16 protein-coding genes and 2 other annotated features are annotated in these 17,209 nt (G+C 37.7%); of the genes, 3 read left to right on the forward strand and 13 right to left on the reverse strand.

Annotation, left to right across the window (positions count from 1 at the left end):
• The first annotated feature begins 22 nt into the window (after positions 1 to 22).
• Positions 23 to 1,591: a SagB family peptide dehydrogenase gene (locus tag AAIE21_RS08595; protein WP_343266371.1), complete on the forward strand. Its 1,569-nt coding sequence runs from the start codon at positions 23 to 25 to the stop codon at positions 1,589 to 1,591.
• Between the two features lie 94 nt (positions 1,592 to 1,685).
• Here AAIE21_RS08595 and AAIE21_RS08600 read toward each other — a convergent pair whose 3' ends face one another.
• The 4 genes from AAIE21_RS08600 to AAIE21_RS08615 form a co-directional block, all read right to left on the reverse strand.
• Positions 1,686 to 2,096, reverse strand: a complete 411-nt coding sequence (locus AAIE21_RS08600) for a DUF3908 family protein (protein ID WP_343266372.1) — start codon at positions 2,094 to 2,096, stop codon at positions 1,686 to 1,688.
• 150 nt (positions 2,097 to 2,246) lie between these two features.
• Positions 2,247 to 3,581 (reverse strand): FAD-dependent oxidoreductase, encoded by a 1,335-nt coding sequence (locus tag AAIE21_RS08605; RefSeq protein ID WP_343266373.1) that lies wholly within the window; start codon positions 3,579 to 3,581, stop codon positions 2,247 to 2,249.
• A gap of 246 nt (positions 3,582 to 3,827) precedes the next feature.
• On the reverse strand, positions 3,828 to 5,066 hold the full coding sequence (locus AAIE21_RS08610; RefSeq protein WP_343266374.1) for a TcaA 3rd/4th domain-containing protein: 1,239 nt from the start codon (positions 5,064 to 5,066) through the stop codon (positions 3,828 to 3,830).
• A 16-nt stretch (positions 5,067 to 5,082) separates the two neighbouring features.
• A complete protein-coding gene (locus AAIE21_RS08615; protein ID WP_343266375.1) occupies positions 5,083 to 5,862 on the reverse strand; it encodes a zinc ribbon domain-containing protein in 780 nt (259 codons plus the stop codon).
• A gap of 186 nt (positions 5,863 to 6,048) precedes the next feature.
• Between AAIE21_RS08615 and AAIE21_RS08620 the strand changes: the two genes are divergently transcribed.
• Positions 6,049 to 6,882 (forward strand): hypothetical protein, encoded by an 834-nt coding sequence (locus AAIE21_RS08620; protein ID WP_343266376.1) that lies wholly within the window; start codon positions 6,049 to 6,051, stop codon positions 6,880 to 6,882.
• A 14-nt stretch (positions 6,883 to 6,896) separates the two neighbouring features.
• Here AAIE21_RS08620 and AAIE21_RS08625 read toward each other — a convergent pair whose 3' ends face one another.
• Together AAIE21_RS08625 and AAIE21_RS08630 are read right to left on the reverse strand one after the other, a co-directional pair.
• The gene (locus tag AAIE21_RS08625; protein WP_343266377.1) at positions 6,897 to 7,580 is read right to left on the reverse strand and encodes a DUF2278 family protein; all 684 of its coding nucleotides are present in this window, start codon (positions 7,578 to 7,580) and stop codon (positions 6,897 to 6,899) included.
• 100 nt (positions 7,581 to 7,680) lie between these two features.
• Positions 7,681 to 9,177 (reverse strand): L-lactate permease, encoded by a 1,497-nt coding sequence (locus tag AAIE21_RS08630; RefSeq protein WP_343266378.1) that lies wholly within the window; start codon positions 9,175 to 9,177, stop codon positions 7,681 to 7,683.
• Positions 9,178 to 9,338: 161 nt separating this feature from the next.
• Between AAIE21_RS08630 and AAIE21_RS08635 the strand changes: the two genes are divergently transcribed.
• Entirely contained in the window at positions 9,339 to 9,899 is a 561-nt protein-coding gene (locus tag AAIE21_RS08635; protein WP_343266379.1) for a DUF4240 domain-containing protein, read from the forward strand.
• A 307-nt stretch (positions 9,900 to 10,206) separates the two neighbouring features.
• On the opposite strand, the gene trpA is transcribed toward AAIE21_RS08635, so the two are convergent.
• Genes trpA through trpE form a run of 7 tightly spaced genes read right to left on the reverse strand, consistent with a single transcriptional unit; the run spans position 10,207 to position 16,559 of the window.
• On the reverse strand, positions 10,207 to 10,968 hold the full coding sequence (trpA, locus tag AAIE21_RS08640) for a tryptophan synthase subunit alpha (RefSeq protein WP_343266380.1): 762 nt from the start codon (positions 10,966 to 10,968) through the stop codon (positions 10,207 to 10,209).
• Positions 10,969 to 10,971: 3 nt separating this feature from the next.
• Positions 10,972 to 12,165 carry a tryptophan synthase subunit beta gene (gene trpB, locus AAIE21_RS08645; protein ID WP_343266381.1) on the reverse strand — a complete coding sequence of 398 codons (1,194 nt, stop codon included), beginning with the start codon at positions 12,163 to 12,165 and terminating at the stop codon, positions 10,972 to 10,974.
• A gap of 2 nt (positions 12,166 to 12,167) precedes the next feature.
• Positions 12,168 to 12,776 (reverse strand): phosphoribosylanthranilate isomerase, encoded by a 609-nt coding sequence (locus tag AAIE21_RS08650; protein ID WP_343266382.1) that lies wholly within the window; start codon positions 12,774 to 12,776, stop codon positions 12,168 to 12,170.
• Positions 12,773 to 13,534, reverse strand: a complete 762-nt coding sequence (gene trpC, locus AAIE21_RS08655) for an indole-3-glycerol phosphate synthase TrpC (protein WP_343266383.1) — start codon at positions 13,532 to 13,534, stop codon at positions 12,773 to 12,775. The genes AAIE21_RS08650 and trpC overlap by 4 nt, the downstream gene beginning before the upstream one ends.
• On the reverse strand, positions 13,535 to 14,560 hold the full coding sequence (trpD, locus tag AAIE21_RS08660) for an anthranilate phosphoribosyltransferase (RefSeq protein WP_343266384.1): 1,026 nt from the start codon (positions 14,558 to 14,560) through the stop codon (positions 13,535 to 13,537).
• The gene (locus tag AAIE21_RS08665; RefSeq protein ID WP_343266385.1) at positions 14,557 to 15,144 is read right to left on the reverse strand and encodes an aminodeoxychorismate/anthranilate synthase component II; all 588 of its coding nucleotides are present in this window, start codon (positions 15,142 to 15,144) and stop codon (positions 14,557 to 14,559) included. The genes trpD and AAIE21_RS08665 overlap by 4 nt, the downstream gene beginning before the upstream one ends.
• Positions 15,141 to 16,559: an anthranilate synthase component I gene (trpE, locus tag AAIE21_RS08670; protein WP_343266386.1), complete on the reverse strand. Its 1,419-nt coding sequence runs from the start codon at positions 16,557 to 16,559 to the stop codon at positions 15,141 to 15,143. The genes AAIE21_RS08665 and trpE overlap by 4 nt, the downstream gene beginning before the upstream one ends.
• Positions 16,560 to 16,611: 52 nt before the next feature.
• Positions 16,612 to 16,852 (reverse strand) — a binding site (T-box leader).
• A gap of 49 nt (positions 16,853 to 16,901) precedes the next feature.
• Positions 16,902 to 17,140, reverse strand: a binding site (T-box leader).
• Positions 17,141 to 17,209: the final 69 nt, after the last annotated feature.

Genomic DNA, 17,209 nt, shown 5'->3' on the forward strand with positions numbered 1-17,209 from the left:
CGCTTTGTAAGGAGGAAATTCCATGGAATTAGAGACATTTTTACACAATTTACATTTTTCTATCGATGAAATTATGCCTGTAAATGAAGATGTTAACTGGGAAGATTCACCACTTCCTTATAAACTATATCGCGGTCTACCTATCATTCCTCTTTCTCTTGAGGTGCCATTAACATTCCGAAATCAAAATGTGTCTACTGAGCCTACTCTAGAAAACATAGGGCATTTTCTTTGGTATACGTTCGGTTTGACTCAAATTTGCCAACCCTCTTTCCATTCAGATCAAGAGAAAACAAGAAATATATATCGAAGGTTTATTCCTTCAGGAGGAGCTTTGTATCCAAATGAATTGTATTTATATTTAAGAATGGAAACTATCCCATATGGCATCTACCATTACGACGTAGCACATCATCGTTTGATCTTGCTTCGGGAAGGAAATTTCGACTCTTATCTGATGCAGGCACTCGGGAATCGCTGTGATCTATCCGCTTGTTTCGGTATCTCTTTCGTATCAACTATGTTTTGGAAAAATTTCTTTAAATATAATAACTTTTCTTATCGGCTCCAAGGTCTAGATGCTGGCGTACTCATCGGTCAATTACTAGAAGTCACGAAACAATTCGGCTATACGTCTGGTGTATATTTTCAATTTCTTGATCGAGCTATGAATCACTTACTCGGACTATCTGAACAAGAAGAAAGTGTATACGCGGTTATTCCGTTATCTAGTAAACCTACAGCGGAATGGTTTCACCAGGGGGATACATTAGAAAAAAATATCTCATCACATGAACTATCTCAAGAACTCCCCCTTCTGCAACATGAACACTTTATTCGCTCACAAGACGTTACAAAGTATCCTATGTTAACAAAAATGAACACAGCTTCCATGCTAGAATCAACAGAGCACTTTCAAACTATAACAGAAGACGCAACTGCTTCACATCATACACAAACTTTAACGCTCCCTGAGGTGCAGCGATTATCATACGATTTTGCATCCGTTTGTCAAAAACGATATTCACCTGATCTAGACTTCATCTTACAAAAAATAAATAAAATGCAGCTCGCTACCTTACTTCAAGAAGCAAGTCTTTCCTTTCCTTATCAAAATGATTTAGACGGAAAACATACCAATCGTAAAGCACGCGTCTCACTATACGGATGCTTTTATAACATAGAAGGTTTGCCAAATGGGGCATATTCCTATGACAGTAGTGCTCATACATTAAAAGAAATTCAACCTGGAGATCTACGCCATTCTTTACAATCTGGTATGACAATGGATAATGTAAACCTCTTTCAAGTGCCACTCTGTTTACATGTAATGGGAAATAAAGATTATTTAAAAGACCATTTAGGTTATAGAGGATATCGGATTCAACAAATGGAAGCTGGAATGCTCGTACAAAAGCTCGTCTTAGCAGCCTCAGCTATGAATATGGGAGGACATCCGCTCTTAGGGTTTGACGCAAACTTATGTGACAAATTGTATGAGGTGGATACGACTCGAAAAACGACCCTCATTCAAATTCCGGTTGGTCCTTATCGGCCGCGCACTTGGCTTAAAGGATATTTGCATAGTTAAAACATCCGAACTGTTATGAAGAAAAGGGTTGCCTTTGTATAGTAGGGAGAAAATAATAGAAAAAAGCAGATCTTCTAAGATCTGCTTTTTTCTACTAGATTAATTTAAATATGCTCTTAATCTGTCTTGCAAATAACCAATTCTTTGCTCCGCAATTATCATTTAAGCTATCTAGCATAATAGAATTTCCATTAGAGAATTTCAACTCTAATGTTGTACTTTTATCATTTGTTTTTAGGCTTATGTCTGTAATGTTCTCATACTTTAATTTTTCAACTTGAATATATTCTTCTTGCGCTTGACCAATGACAACATGATCTTGGAAAAAGAAGAACACTTCAGCTTTCTTTCCAAAACAAAATACATGTTTCGGATAAATTAAAGTAGCGTTATCAATCGCAATGCATAGTTCTTTTACTTCTTGGACAATTTCTCCAAAGTCTTCCTCATGTCTTGCATTTGACTCTGCCATCCACTCTTCTACTGTTCTCATATTTATTGCCATTTCTTATCCTCCAGCGTCGTTCATTACTTACTCCTATGTATTTACATCATAATAAGATTTGTATTCCGATATTTGCGGCATCTATTTTTCAAGAGTGAATATTATATCATAGATTTTTCAGTATAAAAAATAGCACTTCTATAAAAAGTGCTATTCCGCTCGCCGTGCTGCTTGTTGAATCGGATCCCAAACACTGTTGTATGGCGGAGCATAACTTAAATCGACATCCTCTAAATCGTGGATACTCATTTTATGAAATAAGCCCATCGCAATGACATCAATTCGTTTATCCACGCCTTCTTCTCCGATTACTTGTCCACCAAGTAATTGTTTTGTATCCGCGCGATACAATAATTTCACATACAGTGGTGTGGCACTTGGATAATAACCAGCCATATTTGTTGAATCTACCTTCACCGTTTTATATGGTATTTTTAATCCATTCGCTTCTTTTTCACTTAAACCTGTTCTCGCTAATGTAAGTCCCATAAATTTGATAATACCCGTACCAAGAGTTCCTTTAAATGCTCTCCGTTTATCAATCATATTTAATCCAGCAAGACGTCCTTGTTTATTTGCAGTTGTACCAATTGGAATATGATCATGCGTTTCTTTTATGATATGGTAATGGGTTGCGCAGTCTCCTGCCGCATAAACATCTTCCACATTTGTTTGCATATAAGCATTTACTTCTATGGCACCTTTATGATTTACACGTATATTGGTTCCTTCAAGAAAATCTGTATTTGGCTTTACTCCAACTGATACTAATACAAGATCCGCTTTATACGTTCCTTTATCTGTTTCAACCCATTCAACTTTATCTTTCCCTTTAAAAGCTTTTACATTTTCATTTGTTAAAATTTCAATATGATGTTTGGCTGCTTCTTCATGTATATGTGCTGCCATATCCGCATCATAAATCGTGCCGATATGATCATTTCTTTCAATCATTCGTACCTTTTTCCCAAGCTCCACAAATGTTTCAGCCATTTCAAGACCAATTGCACCGCCGCCGATAATTGTTACTTGCTCAACATTTTGTTGCTGCAGTGTCTCCAATATTTTATGGGCATCCGGAATTGTTTTTAGAAGATGAATCCCTTTCAAATTCTTACCTTCCCAATCTGGCATAACAGGTCTAACTCCCGTCGCAATTAACAAGCGGTCATATTTATATTGAAATTCTATTTTTTCCTTCGTATGTATACCATGTACAGTTTTATTTTCAGTATCAATTTTTGTTACTTCATGATTTGTTTTCGCATCAATTCCATACTTATCACGAAATGTCTTCACATCTCTGGCAATTAATTTTTCAGTAGAAGCAATCGCACCACTAATCACATATGGAAGTCCGCACTGTGCATATGAGTATATTTCACCTTTTTCTAACGTAATGACTTTTGCACCTTTATCATTTCTAACGATTTGCATTGCTGCGCTCATACCAGCTGCGTCCCCGCCAATAATTACATAGTTCACCAAACCACTCCTTTGTTTCAACTCTACTATTTACATTCTCCAGATTCGCCATAAATAACTCCTTTTTTCTTTTTATATCATACATCCCTTCACATAATCTGGTTTTTATTCACATCCTTTACATTATATTTATACGTAATGAAATGATTCTCCTATCATTTCATTACATATAAATAAAGAAAGATACATCAGCATAATTGTTGATGTACCTTTCATCATTTTATTCTATCTGTACAATATACATTCTTATTCTCTCGCCTTTATCAGCTCAACATTATACGTCTCTACATCAGTCAACTCTCCTGTATAATACGGATTTTCTCTGTACCATGACTGTCTTAAAAAGTATGCTTGCATATCTTTTTTCTGAAAAATATGCCCATGCCGAGCGTATATTTCATTTCTCGCAATCCGTAATTGTTCTTTTGTTAAGAAGTTTAGCTCTGCATTTGTTAACTTACGAATATGACTATCAGGAAAGAAAAATCCGTTATATACATACTTCGTTGTTACTGGCGGTGAAGAAGGTGGTTTCTGTTGTTCTTCAGTTTTTTGTTGAAACGATAATGTATAGTGTTGGTCTGTTGATATAGGTTCCACCTTTGTTCGTTCTTTTCCGCTTGCGCCCTCTTTTTCTAAATAAATAGAGACGCTCCCATCCGTAGCTACCGGTCCCCACTTAAATTCTTCTCCTGTCAGCGTCGTAATCGGTTTCTGATTGGCATATAATGTTGCTCCCGCTGCATTTGTTTGAATCGTGATGTAATGGCCTTTTAGCGATAAATCTACCGTTACATTATTTTGATTTTGCTTTATAAGTACAACCTTTTCTTCACGCTTTAGCTTCACATAATCATTTTTAAACTCTGATTGAAACGTTTGAATCCCTGGAAAAAATGGTCCATATTGCTTTTCAAACATTTTATCAGTCGCCTTATCTAACTCTTTTCCATTTACTTTTAACAACGCATCTTTTTCATTTGTAAGAAGCGATGCGTAATACGTTTTTGCTTTCAATTTATATCGATCAAATAAAAATAAGTATTTTCCATCCTTCGTTAATACAAAGTCTACTTTTTCTACATCATTTTGCTTCTTCTTTTGCTGTTGTATAGAAGCTTTTAAATCATGAATATAGGAAGGGGATTCTTTTATATACGCAAATAACGGTGTTATACTCTCCCTATCTATTACAAATTGCGGATCATCTGTTGTCACAATCTCAATAAATTTTTCCGTATTTCTTTCTTGTAAGATTGTAATTATCCTATCAATTTGCGCCTCTGCAGAATAATAATTTGCCCCATACATGTATGCCCCGCCAAAGCTGAGAATAAGAAGAATGATAGCTCCAATCCATATTTTCTTTCCTGTACTCATCTTCCTTCGTATATGAGATTCCTCTTCGCTTCTTCTCGTTCCACAACTTTGACAGAACTGTACACCACCCATTAATTGTGAACCGCATTTTGTACACACGCTCATCCGTTCAGCCACCTTTTTAGTAGAAGCCTGAGAAACTTCCAGTTAAGGTATTAATGATTGTTTGTATATAAGACCAAAGGATAATCCAGCTTACAATTGAAATCAAAATATTTGCAACAATAAGTGTATATACTGGGTCTAATCCACCTCGGTCTAACTTTACTATTGAAACGATCATACATACGCTCATCCACGATACAGCAATCCCTAAAAAGAATGCCGCTAAAAAAATTGTTAAAAAGCTAAATAAAAGTGCGATAACAAGCACAGCGACAACTGGTGTCGATACTGTCCCCCAAACACCCAATGTTTCCAAAAAGGAAAAAGATGATTTCATCAGCTTTCCACTTACAAAAACAATAAATCCAACAAAGAGAACTAAAATCAATAAAAAGAGAAAAATTTTAACAGATTCTCCAAAAAATGAAGGCGCAGGTACTTCAGGTGCGAATCTCGTTGCCACCGATGTAGCCTGACTCATCATTCGATAAAACATACAAGCAAATAAAAAACAAATAAGAACAAGACTGATAATCCCATTTCTTACCTCAATATGTCCACTCTTCATAATTGCTGACGGAGCTTTCAATGCATTTTTAAAGAACTGAAAGTAACCACTTGCAAATTGCTTTGCTTGCTCTACCTTTTCATTCGAGGCTACTGCCTGCGTAGGTGCTGACCTGATCAACTGCTGTTCTGCACGATGTCCCGCGGCTTGTTCTGTCAGTGCATGCCCACAATTACCACAAAATTTCGCTTCACCTGTATGCTCAGTTTTACAATTTGGACACGTCATCCTACCATCTCCCCCTTAGCATGTATCTTCTAAGCTGCTACAAATTCAATATATGTACGAGGAGAGGAAACATGACTACAAGAATCTCGCCTTTCTTTCTAGTAACATTTTGACAAAAACCTTTCTATCTATATACAATATGAAAAAGCTTATACACCATAAAAAATAATAGATTGGACAAAAATTATGGAACTTGTACACTCACTTTTTCAAATCTTTATTACTAGTTTCGTGCAACTATTCTCTTTAATCGGTATCATCATTTTAGTTGGTTTTCTATTAGGTTATTTAGAATCTCTTACACGAACATATTGGACGAGAGCTTTTGGCAAGAAAGGCTTCCTTTTATCCGCATGGATCGGTGTCCCTATCCATGAACTTGGTCATGCTATTATGTGCGTCGTATTCAGACATCAAATTGCAGCAATGCAACTCTTTCCAACCAATACAAGTAACGGTTATTTAGGTTATGTAAGACATCAATATAATCAAGGAAGTATATATCAAAGAATAGGAAATTTCTTCATTGGAATTGCTCCTATTTTTTCAGGAATGGCCACCTTAATACTTTTGATGTATTATTTCGTACCACAATCTTATTCGGTATTTATACATGCTCTTGAAACAAATACACAAGTTACTTCTATAAATATCGATATGCTGCAAAATATTTTTGTATCATCATTTCTCTTATTAAAAAGCCTTTTTACGATTAGTAACCTTTCTACCCCTTCCTTTTGGCTGTTTCTTTTCATCGCGATTTGTATCTCTGCACACATTGCTTTGAGTAAACCAGATATAGAAGGTTCATTAGATGGTGTGATTACTATATTTATCGTCTTGTTCCTATTCAATACGGTAGCAGCGTTGTTTCATTATGATAGTAATCAGTTGATAGGGAATGTAGTGAAATATAATATGTATGTACTTGCTTTTTCTAGCATCGCGATACTATTTTCATGTATCGCTGTATGCATTAGCTTTATTTGCTATAAAATTAAAACAGCTAGTTCGCGATGAACTAGCTGTTTTGCTTAATTTCCCCCTTTATAATTACACTGCTCTACCGGAACACGAGCATGCCCCTCTTCATCTGTACACCAAGATTGCGACTGAAATGCAAGGAAAATCCCAACCCACTCTTTCTCTTTCTCAAAATGGATTAATATGCCGCCATCTTGCCACACACCATCGTCATTCTTCCACTCCTCCACATTTCCTTGGTTCATATGAATATCATGGATGCCGTTACCAGGAGTAAAATGGAAGTATCGATCAGGTCTATCATTTTCTGGGCCCCATCGTTCTCCAAATGCATAAATAATTGCCTTTTCCTCTATTGCACGCTTTATATAGTGTTCGATTTTTTCATTTAAATCATTATTTTGTCCTGGCTTTTCAGGTGGCAATGGAATCATCTGGTTTGAATCAAATAAATTTCCCCTCACGTAATCTAGTGCAATTTTCGGTTCATTATTTTTAATTTCTGTAAATCCAAATGGTAATGTCGGTAAAATACTAATGGCTTCCGACTTCATATTTTCACTTGCAAAATATAATACCTCGGATGGGTAACTTTGTGATTTTACATTAATTGCAATGCGATAATCTACTCCTGATTTGTCTTGCAAATGAACTTGATAATGAGGTGTTTTCCCTTTTCCAATCATAGATTGTAGTGCTATGCCTTTTAGAACTCCGTAGTTTTTTAAGGGCATGGGATCCTCTCCTCTTCATGAAATAGAAACACTTGTTCTTTTATAAATTATCCACTAACAAACGAAAATCCTCCTAAAGAGGAGGATTTCATCAAATATTTTATTGCAATACATACCATCCGGCAACTTCCACCAGCACAATCAACACTGCTCCCAAAATCATAAGTGTCGTCTTCTTTAACAATTCGTTCTCACGATAAGGAATATTACATAAATAAGCGCCGAGTGTAATCCGTGATGGACAAGCAATTGTCGCTACGGATGATGCTGTATTTTGCAGCGTCGTAACATATTGCCACGGAAGCCCCACATTCTGCGCTGTTTGCATTTGTAGTTTAATAAACATTGCATTTGATCCTGCGTTACTTCCCGTTAAAAAACCACCAATTGCACCGATGAACGGGGCAACAAAGACAAATAACGTTCCAAATGTATTTCCTGCTGCTTCTGCTAATAATGTGTGCATACCGGCGGCGCCCATTAATTCTGAAATGGCAATGAACATTGTCGTTGTAATCGCAAACGGTATCCATTGTTTTATCGTTTGCGATAAAGATTGTTTTATAATAGTAGAAGGAATACGGAAAAAAATGATGGTAAATAAACATGTAACTCCAAGCCAAAATCCAGGTGAATATAGTAATGCTAGTTTGTAAGAGTACGCCGGTAAATCAAGAACAGCATAAGACCCAAGCATATTATGTAGCGATGGAATGAGACGAGAAAGCAAGATACAAACTGTTAAAAATAAATACGGGCTTATAATTTTCACGATAGAAACTTCTCGCTGCGTCGTTGCAGCATGCTCTGATAAAAACTCCTTCCCTTGCCTCGCTGTCATTTTAATGATAAGAAAGCCAAATGTAATTGTTACAATGGAACTTAAAATCCCTGCTAGTTCAACACTTACGTATGCATTAGACAGATAGATTGATATAGAAAATAAGAGAAAAAAACCGAACCCTTCCTTCCATTTTCCCTTCACTGCTTGCCAACCGCCAACTACATACAAAGAGAGTAAGACAAAGTATGCAAAGAAAGGAATACTTAGTAAGGCTGTACGAGAACCTAAGTTTACTAATGGCATGTTGATAAGCTGTGATCCAATAATCGTTCCCGTTGCCATCGCTCCCCAGGAACTCGCCAACAAACCGATAAACGATAGTAAAACAGCCTGGAATGGCTTATAGCCGAGCGAAAGAAAAATTGGTGCGGCCACCATAAAACCAATTCCAAATCCGCTCACTGATTCAATAAGTGGACAAATTCCAAAACACATCAGGAGCATTTGTAATAATCGATCATGTGTAACTTGTTCGATAAAACGTGCAACTTGGTCGATATACCCCATTTTATTCATGAGGTGAAATAAAAAAATACCAAAAAACAAAACATAGCCAACAATAAAACAAATTAACCAGCCCTTAATAGTTGCATGCATTACCTCTCCTATTTGTAATCGAAACATTGGCATTAGTAAAACGATTCCACCGCATACAGCATAGGAAATTAGTGATGCTTTTAATGATGTTTGCTTAAATACAAATAAACAAATGAAAATCATCATAATCGGAATAAGGGCTAATAATACAGCCATACCATCACCTCATTTCTTATAAAATACAATTGTAACTATTATATAACAGACGTCAGAATATTCAATTCATTTCACAACAGTTTTTCGCTATCCTTTATCAAGTGAAGGATTGAAAAAATGTTACACTACAAACAAATACCGTTTTAAAAGGAGTGCTAATAATGAATAAAGAACAATTTTGGCAACTCATTTCAGAAATGAATGCAAAAGATGAAACGAGCGATTGGCTCATTGAACAATTAGCTTCGCGATCTACAGATGAAATCGCTGATTATGAAATCCATTTTCAAAATACTTTCAAAGAATCTTATACATCTTCTTTATGGGCAGCTGCCTATATTATTTTAGGTGGATGCTCTGACGATTCCTTTGATTACTTCAGAGGTTGGCTCATCGCATGTGGGCAAGAAACGTTTGAATCCGCCATGCAAAATCCTGATAATCTAGCAAACTTAATTCCTGATTTTTATGAAGAGGAAGAAATTATTCCGGAATTTGAAGAGATGTTAAGTGTAGCCCTTGAAGCTTTTTCTTTAAAAGAAACGGGAGATGTAGAATGGGACGATGATATTTGGGATAAATTTGACTCTTTATTAGATGAAAAAGGACAAGATTCATCTATGCCTGATATTGAATTCGATTGGGATGAAGATGATGAAGAAGGATTAGCAAATCGTTTCCCAAAACTTTGGAAACGATTTGGTAAAAATCCATTAGGTTAATAATAAAAGAGGCTCCTTTACAGGTAGCCTCTTCTTATATAAATTGAAATTTTAATTAGTGGGGGTTTTCTTCATCCCCCACTGATTATTAGCCTTCACCAATCGGGCTTTTACGGACAGTTAATGTGGGATAAATCCATTTTGATTTTCCACATATAATCTGCTATGAAAACAAAAGCGGATCTCCACTCGTTTTCTCCCTTTGTTTTCACCCGGCATGGGACTAAAAAAGGCACTGACCGATCCTATGAATGGCCGGATCCTCTCTCCCACCTAAAAAAGAAAAGTTTTTTCAACTTGTACTTATCTATTTCACCGCAGTAATCAACTCACAAATTTCTTCTTTCTTTTCTTTTTCTAACAACTCAATTACCTTACTCCCAACAACAACTCCATCACACACAGTAATCATTTCCTCAATGTGCTCAGTCGTTGAAATCCCAAATCCAGCAACTACCGGGAGATGGACATGTGCTTTTACTTTTTCTAAGTAGCTATGAATCTCTTGTTTAAAGTCCTGTCTAGCTCCCGTAACACCTGCAACTGTTACCGCGTAGACGAATCCTTGTGATTCTCTCGTAATTTTTTCAATCCGTTCAACCGGGCTCGTTACCGTAACAAGTGGAATCAAGGCAATATTCGCATCACGAAGGAGTGGTGCAATAATATCTTGCTCTTCATATGGCAGATTTGGAACGATAATTCCATCCACGCCAGCCTCCAGACAGCTTCCTATAAACCGTTCTTTTCCAAATGCTAAAATCGGGTTTAAATAGGTCATGAGTACAAATGGAATATTTACTTCCTGCCTTACTTCCGCCAATACTTGAAAGATTCCTCCGAGCGTTGTTCCACTATCTAATGCTCGTTTTCCTGCCCTTTGAATTGTAGGTCCATCTGCAACTGGATCAGAAAACGGGATGCCAATCTCAACAATGCTCGCTCCTGCCTCATCTAGAAAACGAATTTGCTCTTTTAACTTCTCTAGACCACCATCTCCTCCCATTACATACGGGATGAATGCTTTTTTTCCATTTTGAAACGCTGCCGTAATTCTTTCTACTCCCATCATTTACACCTCTTCCATATAGCGTTTTATGCTTTCAACATCTTTATCACCACGACCCGATAAACAAATAACAAGCCCTTCATCTTTCTTCATTGTAGGCGCAAGTTTTAATGCATATGCCACTGCATGCGAGCTTTCTAATGCCGGGATAATGCCTTCTTTTTTCGTTAGTAACTGAAATGCAGCCAGCGCTTCGTCATCTGTAATTGAGTTGTAAGAGACACGGCCAATATCTTTTAGCAAGCTATGCTCTGGCCCAACACCTGGATAATCCAGCCCTGCTGAAATAGAATGTGCTTCCTGAATTTGTCCTTCCTCATTTTGAAGGAGATACATCATCGAGCCGTGCAGAACGCCAACGCTTCCTTTTGTTAATGTTGCCGCATGCTTCTCTGTATGAACCCCTCTCCCTGCTGCTTCCACACCATAAAGGGCAACTTCTTCATCATGTACAAATGGATAAAACATCCCCATCGCATTGCTACCACCGCCGATGCACGCAACAACTGCTTCTGGTAACTTCCCTTCTAATGCTGTGTATTGCTTCTTCGTTTCTTTCCCGATGATACTTTGAAAATCACGTACAATTTGCGGGAATGGATGAGGTCCAAGAACTGATCCCATAATATAGTGCGTATCATGCACATGTGCAACCCAGTAACGAAGGGCTTCGTTTACTGCATCTTTTAATGTTCCACTACCAGCTGCAACGCTTTCCACTTTCGCTCCTAATAGCTCCATTCGGAAAACATTTAACTTTTGACGTTTCACATCTTCTTCTCCCATGAAAATGACGCACTCTAAACCAAGTAGGGCGCATACCGTCGCCGTTGCAACTCCGTGTTGTCCAGCTCCTGTTTCAGCTACAACCTTTTTCTTACCCATTCGCACTGCAAGAAGTGCTTGCCCAATTGTATTGTTAATTTTATGAGCTCCTGTATGATTCAAATCTTCACGTTTTAAATAAATTTTTGCCCCGCCGCAATACTTTGTCAGATTCTCAGCAAAATAAAGCGGTGTTTCTCTTCCAACGTATGTTTGTAAATAATGATCTAATTCCTTCTGAAACGCTTCATCTTGCATCGCTTCTTTATATGCTTCTTCTAATTCTAAAACAGACTGCATTAACGTCTCTGGAACGTAACGTCCTCCGTATATACCGTAGTGACCTTTTTCATCTGGGTATGCATATTGCATGTTTAACACTCCTTTGCTTTTCTAATAAATTGTTTTATTTTTTCGCTATCTTTCTTGCCATCTGTTTCTACTCCGCTGCTGACATCCACCATATATGGCTGAACCATTTCAATCGCTTCTGTAATATTTCCAAGGTGTAATCCACCAGCTAAAATACATTTTTTACGAATGGCATTTGGCATATGCTCTAGTAACTGCCATGAAAATGTTTTACCATTTCCACCATGAAACTTTTCTTTCGGGCTATCAAATAAGAGAAAATCTGCTTCATATCCTGGTGATTGTTCTATATTTTCACTCGAATGTACACCAATTGCTTTTATAGATGGAATATTCAATCTTCTAATATGATGATTCCCTTCATCCCCATGCAGTTGTACATGCGTTAAGCCACAATCATTTACGATTTTCTGGATGACTTCTATCGATTCATTTACAAATACGCCTACTTTCATTACATCAGCTGGAATATTCTCAATAATCTGTTTTGCCTTTTCAGGTGCAATTTCCCTTTTGCTTTTCGCAAACACAAATCCAATGGCATCTGCACCATATTCACAAGCAAGTTTTGCTGTTTCTACATCGGTAATGCCGCAAATCTTTACTTTCATATTGTCACCTTCAGTGATTGAAAAAAGTCTTGTACGGAAGGTGCAGTCATAAGTGCTTCTCCAACAAGAATTCCTTTGGCACCGGCTTTTTTGACACGTGTAATATCTTCCTTCGTATGAATGCCGCTTTCACTAATCCAAAGTTTATTTTCCTCATTTAATCGTTTCCCTAGCTTTTCAGTTGCGCTAAGATCCACTTCAAATGTTTTCAAATTTCGGTTGTTTATTCCGATCACATGAGGATTTAGTTCTAGTGCTACCTCTAATTCTGCTTCATCGTGAACTTCTACAATTGCCTCTAATCCGATTTCTTTTACGTATGCATATAACTCTTCTAACTTTTGCTTCGGTAGTGCAGCAACGATAAGTAAAATAAAATTTGCTCCCGCTTCATATGCCCGATCAATTTGAATGGTATCGATGATGAAATCTTTGCATAAAAGCGGAATATTACTATTTGCTCTCGCCGCTTCTAAATCATGAAAGGATCCTTTAAAAAACTGACCATCCGTTAAAACAGAAACAGCTCCTGCCCCGCACCGTTCATACGTCTTTACTTGTTTTGCTACATCTACATGTAAATTGATGTCACCTTTAGATGGCGACGCTCGCTTCACTTCTGCAATAACTGTAAATTGTTTCAGTGCTTCCACAAGTGAGTAAACCTGTCTTTTTTCTTTCACTGGTATATATGTTTTGTATAACTCTTCTACTTCTTTTTTCTTCTGCTCGACAATCTTGTCTAAAATGGTTTCCATTTAGTTCACCCTCTCTAATCTTTTATTACTCGCTGCAATTAATAAATTCAATTTCGATAATGCTTTTCCAGAATCAATACTTTGAGCCGCTAAATGAATTCCTTCTTCAATTGTCTCTGCTTTTCCATTCGCAAAAAGTGCAAGACCTGCATTGAGTAAAACCGTATCGCGGTATACACTCTTTTTCCCCTCTAGTATTTGCAGTGTAATATTTGCATTTTCTTTTGCATTTCCGCCTCGAATCTCTTCATTGCTCACCCGAGAAAATCCATACGTTTCTGGAGTAATGCTCTCTTCTATAATCTTGTTATCTTTTAAAATCACCACATGATTTTCTCCTTGCAGAGAGGCTTCATCTAAAAATCCACTTCCATTTACAACAAGCGCTTGTTTTCTGCCAAGCTTTTGCAATACCTCTGCTACCGGCAATAACATATCTCGTTTGTATATGCCAACAAACTGTGTTTCTAAATCAATCGGATTTGTAAGCGGGCCGATTAAATTAAAGACGGTTGGTACATTTAGCTCTTTTCTTATTTTCATAATTCGTTTCAGTGCTGGATGCATCGCTGGCGCAAATAGAAAAGCTATGCCTACCTTTTCTAATAAATAGTCAATTTCTCTCGGGGTACATGCAATATTTACACCCAGTTCTTCTAATAGATCCGCACTCCCTGTTTTACTAGACACAGCGCGATTCCCATGTTTCGCCACCTTCACACCAGCCCCGGCAAGCACGAACGCCGATGTTGTACTAATATTGAATGTTTGTGCTCCGTCTCCGCCCGTTCCGCAATTATCCATCGCTCCTTTTATATGACTTGCAAATGGTAATGCCTTTTCCCGAAGTGCACGAACGAGACCATATATTTCATCTGCTGTTTCACCCTTTGCTTTTAACAATGCTAAAAAGGCTGCAATTTCACTTTCTAAAATATCTTCACTTAATAAGAGAAGACCTGCTTCATACATTTCTTGTTCCGTTAAATTTATTCCATCTACTAATTTACGAAGGTACTGATTCATACTCTCTCCTCCTCTTTCACATTGGATAAAAATGCACGTATTAATTTTCCGCCCTCTTCCGTCGCAATTGACTCCGGATGAAACTGAAGTCCGAAGAGTGGATAATAATTATGGCGAACTGCCATGATCTCCCCGTCATCCATCGCTGTTGCTAATACATCAAAACACTTTGGAATCGTCTGCTTCGCTGCTACGAGCGAATGATAGCGCATCGCAGTTAACGGCTGCGCGATATATGAAAATATCGATGTACCATTATGTTTTACACGTGATGTTTTCCCATGTTTTATATGCTCTGCCCTTACAATTTCACCGCCGAACGCTGAAACGATCGCTTGATGTCCAAGGCAAATGCCAAGGATCGGAACATCTTTATAAAAATGCCGAATTACCTGGATGCAAATTCCTGCATCCTCTGGTTTTCCAGGTCCTGGTGAAAGAATAATTGCTTTTGGATTCATTTCCCCCAGTTCTTGAATCGTCACTTTATCATTGCGCAGTACAATAATTTCTTCCTCATATACTCCTAACAATTGATACAAGTTATAAGTGAATGAATCATAGTTATCAATGAGTACAATCATTTCATTACCTCCAGTAGCGCTCTCGCTTTATTTAACGTCTCCTCATATTCAGAGGTTGGATCTGAATCATAGACAATACCAGCTCCCGCCTGCACATATGCTTTCTGGTCCTTTACAACCATTGTGCGAATCGCAAGCGCCATATCAAGGTTTCCGGAAAAATCTATATATCCGACCGCTCCGGCATACACATTTCTTTTTTCCGTTTCTAATCCATTTATAATTTCCATCGCCCTAATTTTCGGTGCTCCAGATACGGTACCAGCTGGCAAACAATAAGCTAATGCGTCAAAAGAATCCATTTGTTTTCGCAATGTTCCGGAAACTTCGGATACAATATGCATAACATGCGAGTACTTCTCTACTTTCATATACTTATCTAGCTCAACAGAACCGACTTCGCTCACCCGTCCGATATCATTTCGCCCTAAATCTACGAGCATCATATGTTCCGCACGCTCTTTCTCATTGGCTAAGAGCTCCTTCGCAATTTCTTCATCCTCCTGCTTTGTTTTTCCGCGTGGTCTTGTTCCTGCAATCGGATTTGTCATCACTTTTTCATCTCGTACAGAAAGTAAGCTTTCCGGTGAAGAACCGAGTACAACATAATCTTGGAAATCAATATAAAACATGTACGGCGATGGATTCGCAATCCGAAGCTTGCGGTATAATGCAAATGAATCTCCTATAAATTCACTTTGCAATCGCTGAGATAACACAACTTGAAAAATATCACCGGCTCGAATGTATTCTTTTGCCTTCTCTACCATTTCACAAAACTTTTCTTCTGTTATTGAAGAAGTAAAGGATAGAGAAGACTGGATTTCTGTCACATGTTCTTCCGCTGCCTTTAAAACATTTTGTTTATATGCCTGCAATCTCTCGTGCACTTCTTCAAAAGAGCCCGTATCCTCTTCTCTGTATACATATACAAACGATAGTTTCTGGCGTAAGTGGTCGTATACAATAAACTCTCGGTACAGTAATACATGAACTTCTGGAATATCGATCGGGTCAAATAGTTCTTCCCCAATATCTTCATATTGCCGAATCACATCATAACCAATATATCCAACTGCTCCTCCGCAAAATGGAAATGGACTTTCCACTTTTGATGGCGCAAGTGTCCTTTTCAATACTTGTAATACATTTTCTTCTACCTTCTTTGTCCTACCATTTATCGTAATCTCTACTGCTTCGCCACTACTTTTGACTTCTCCGTATGGATCGCGTCCTAAATAAGAATAACGTCCTTTATCTTGATGAAGCTGGGAGCTTTCGAGTAAGAATTTTTTCTCACCTTTCATCTGGCGATATAAAGCAATCGGCGTCACACTATCTCCTTCTTCTTCATCGATTACTAAAAATGTCTTTCCTTGTTCCTTTTGCATGTTAAATTGTTCTTTCGTTATCATGACTGCCACCTCACTATTTAAAATAAAAAAAGTCCCCTACATATCGAAATATGTAGAGGACGATAAATTTACCGTGGTACCACCTCATGTTGGATGCAGAAGCATCCCTCTTTATTCAGGTACAAATATATACCTTATCCTTGTAACGGCGGAACCCGGGTTGCCTACTTCTTTCGGTTCAGCATACCTCTCGTAAGCCCATTCCGCATATGGCACCGCACCGGGCTCCCACCTATCCCCGGCTCTCTGGAACGTCTCCAATATACGTACTCTTCTTACTTAAACGATTTAGTTTATTTAGTTCATTTATTTTTATACACAAAAAGGGAGTACTCATCCTATAGAAAGGACGGGTACTCCCGTGGTGCCACCTTAATTCGTTACAAATGTAACGCACTTTGCCGTATCAAAAGTTAATACGTGTCTCTTGTATCGATGAGATCATGTCGCCAAAGCCTACTTCTTTCGGTTCGGTTTGGAAGCTCCGAAGGCCATTCCATATTAATTCCATACTGATTCGCACCAACCATCAGCTCTCTGACATGTTCATAATATGTACTCTTCTTCATCAACGCTTGCATTTTTTTAAGTTGAACTCATTATAGTCCCTTCTTTTTTCATAAGTCAATACTTTTTAAAAAATTTTATTT

This window comes from Paenibacillus sp. 102 (genome assembly GCF_039549175.1).
Taxonomy (GTDB): Bacteria; Bacillota; Bacilli; order Bacillales; family Bacillaceae_G; genus Bacillus_A.

Bases quoted from the DNA above. Each gene is read 5' to 3' on its own strand.
- AAIE21_RS08595 (WP_343266371.1), top strand. From the start codon at position 23: ATGGAATTAGAGACATTTTTACACAATTTACATTTTTCTATCGATGAA.
- AAIE21_RS08665 (WP_343266385.1), bottom strand. From the start codon at position 15,144: ATGATTGTACTCATTGATAACTATGATTCATTCACTTATAACTTGTAT.
- trpC (WP_343266383.1), bottom strand. From the start codon at position 13,534: ATGGAAACCATTTTAGACAAGATTGTCGAGCAGAAGAAAAAAGAAGTA.
- AAIE21_RS08650 (WP_343266382.1), bottom strand. From the start codon at position 12,776: ATGAAAGTAAAGATTTGCGGCATTACCGATGTAGAAACAGCAAAACTT.
- AAIE21_RS08610 (WP_343266374.1), bottom strand. From the start codon at position 5,066: ATGAGCGTGTGTACAAAATGCGGTTCACAATTAATGGGTGGTGTACAG.
- AAIE21_RS08635 (WP_343266379.1), top strand. From the start codon at position 9,339: ATGAATAAAGAACAATTTTGGCAACTCATTTCAGAAATGAATGCAAAA.
- trpB (WP_343266381.1), bottom strand. From the start codon at position 12,165: ATGCAATATGCATACCCAGATGAAAAAGGTCACTACGGTATATACGGA.
- AAIE21_RS08600 (WP_343266372.1), bottom strand. From the start codon at position 2,096: ATGGCAATAAATATGAGAACAGTAGAAGAGTGGATGGCAGAGTCAAAT.
- AAIE21_RS08630 (WP_343266378.1), bottom strand. From the start codon at position 9,177: ATGGCTGTATTATTAGCCCTTATTCCGATTATGATGATTTTCATTTGT.
- AAIE21_RS08620 (WP_343266376.1), top strand. From the start codon at position 6,049: ATGGAACTTGTACACTCACTTTTTCAAATCTTTATTACTAGTTTCGTG.
- AAIE21_RS08625 (WP_343266377.1), bottom strand. From the start codon at position 7,580: ATGCCCTTAAAAAACTACGGAGTTCTAAAAGGCATAGCACTACAATCT.
- trpD (WP_343266384.1), bottom strand. From the start codon at position 14,560: ATGAATCAGTACCTTCGTAAATTAGTAGATGGAATAAATTTAACGGAA.
- trpE (WP_343266386.1), bottom strand. From the start codon at position 16,559: ATGATAACGAAAGAACAATTTAACATGCAAAAGGAACAAGGAAAGACA.
- trpA (WP_343266380.1), bottom strand. From the start codon at position 10,968: ATGGGAGTAGAAAGAATTACGGCAGCGTTTCAAAATGGAAAAAAAGCA.
- AAIE21_RS08615 (WP_343266375.1), bottom strand. From the start codon at position 5,862: ATGACGTGTCCAAATTGTAAAACTGAGCATACAGGTGAAGCGAAATTT.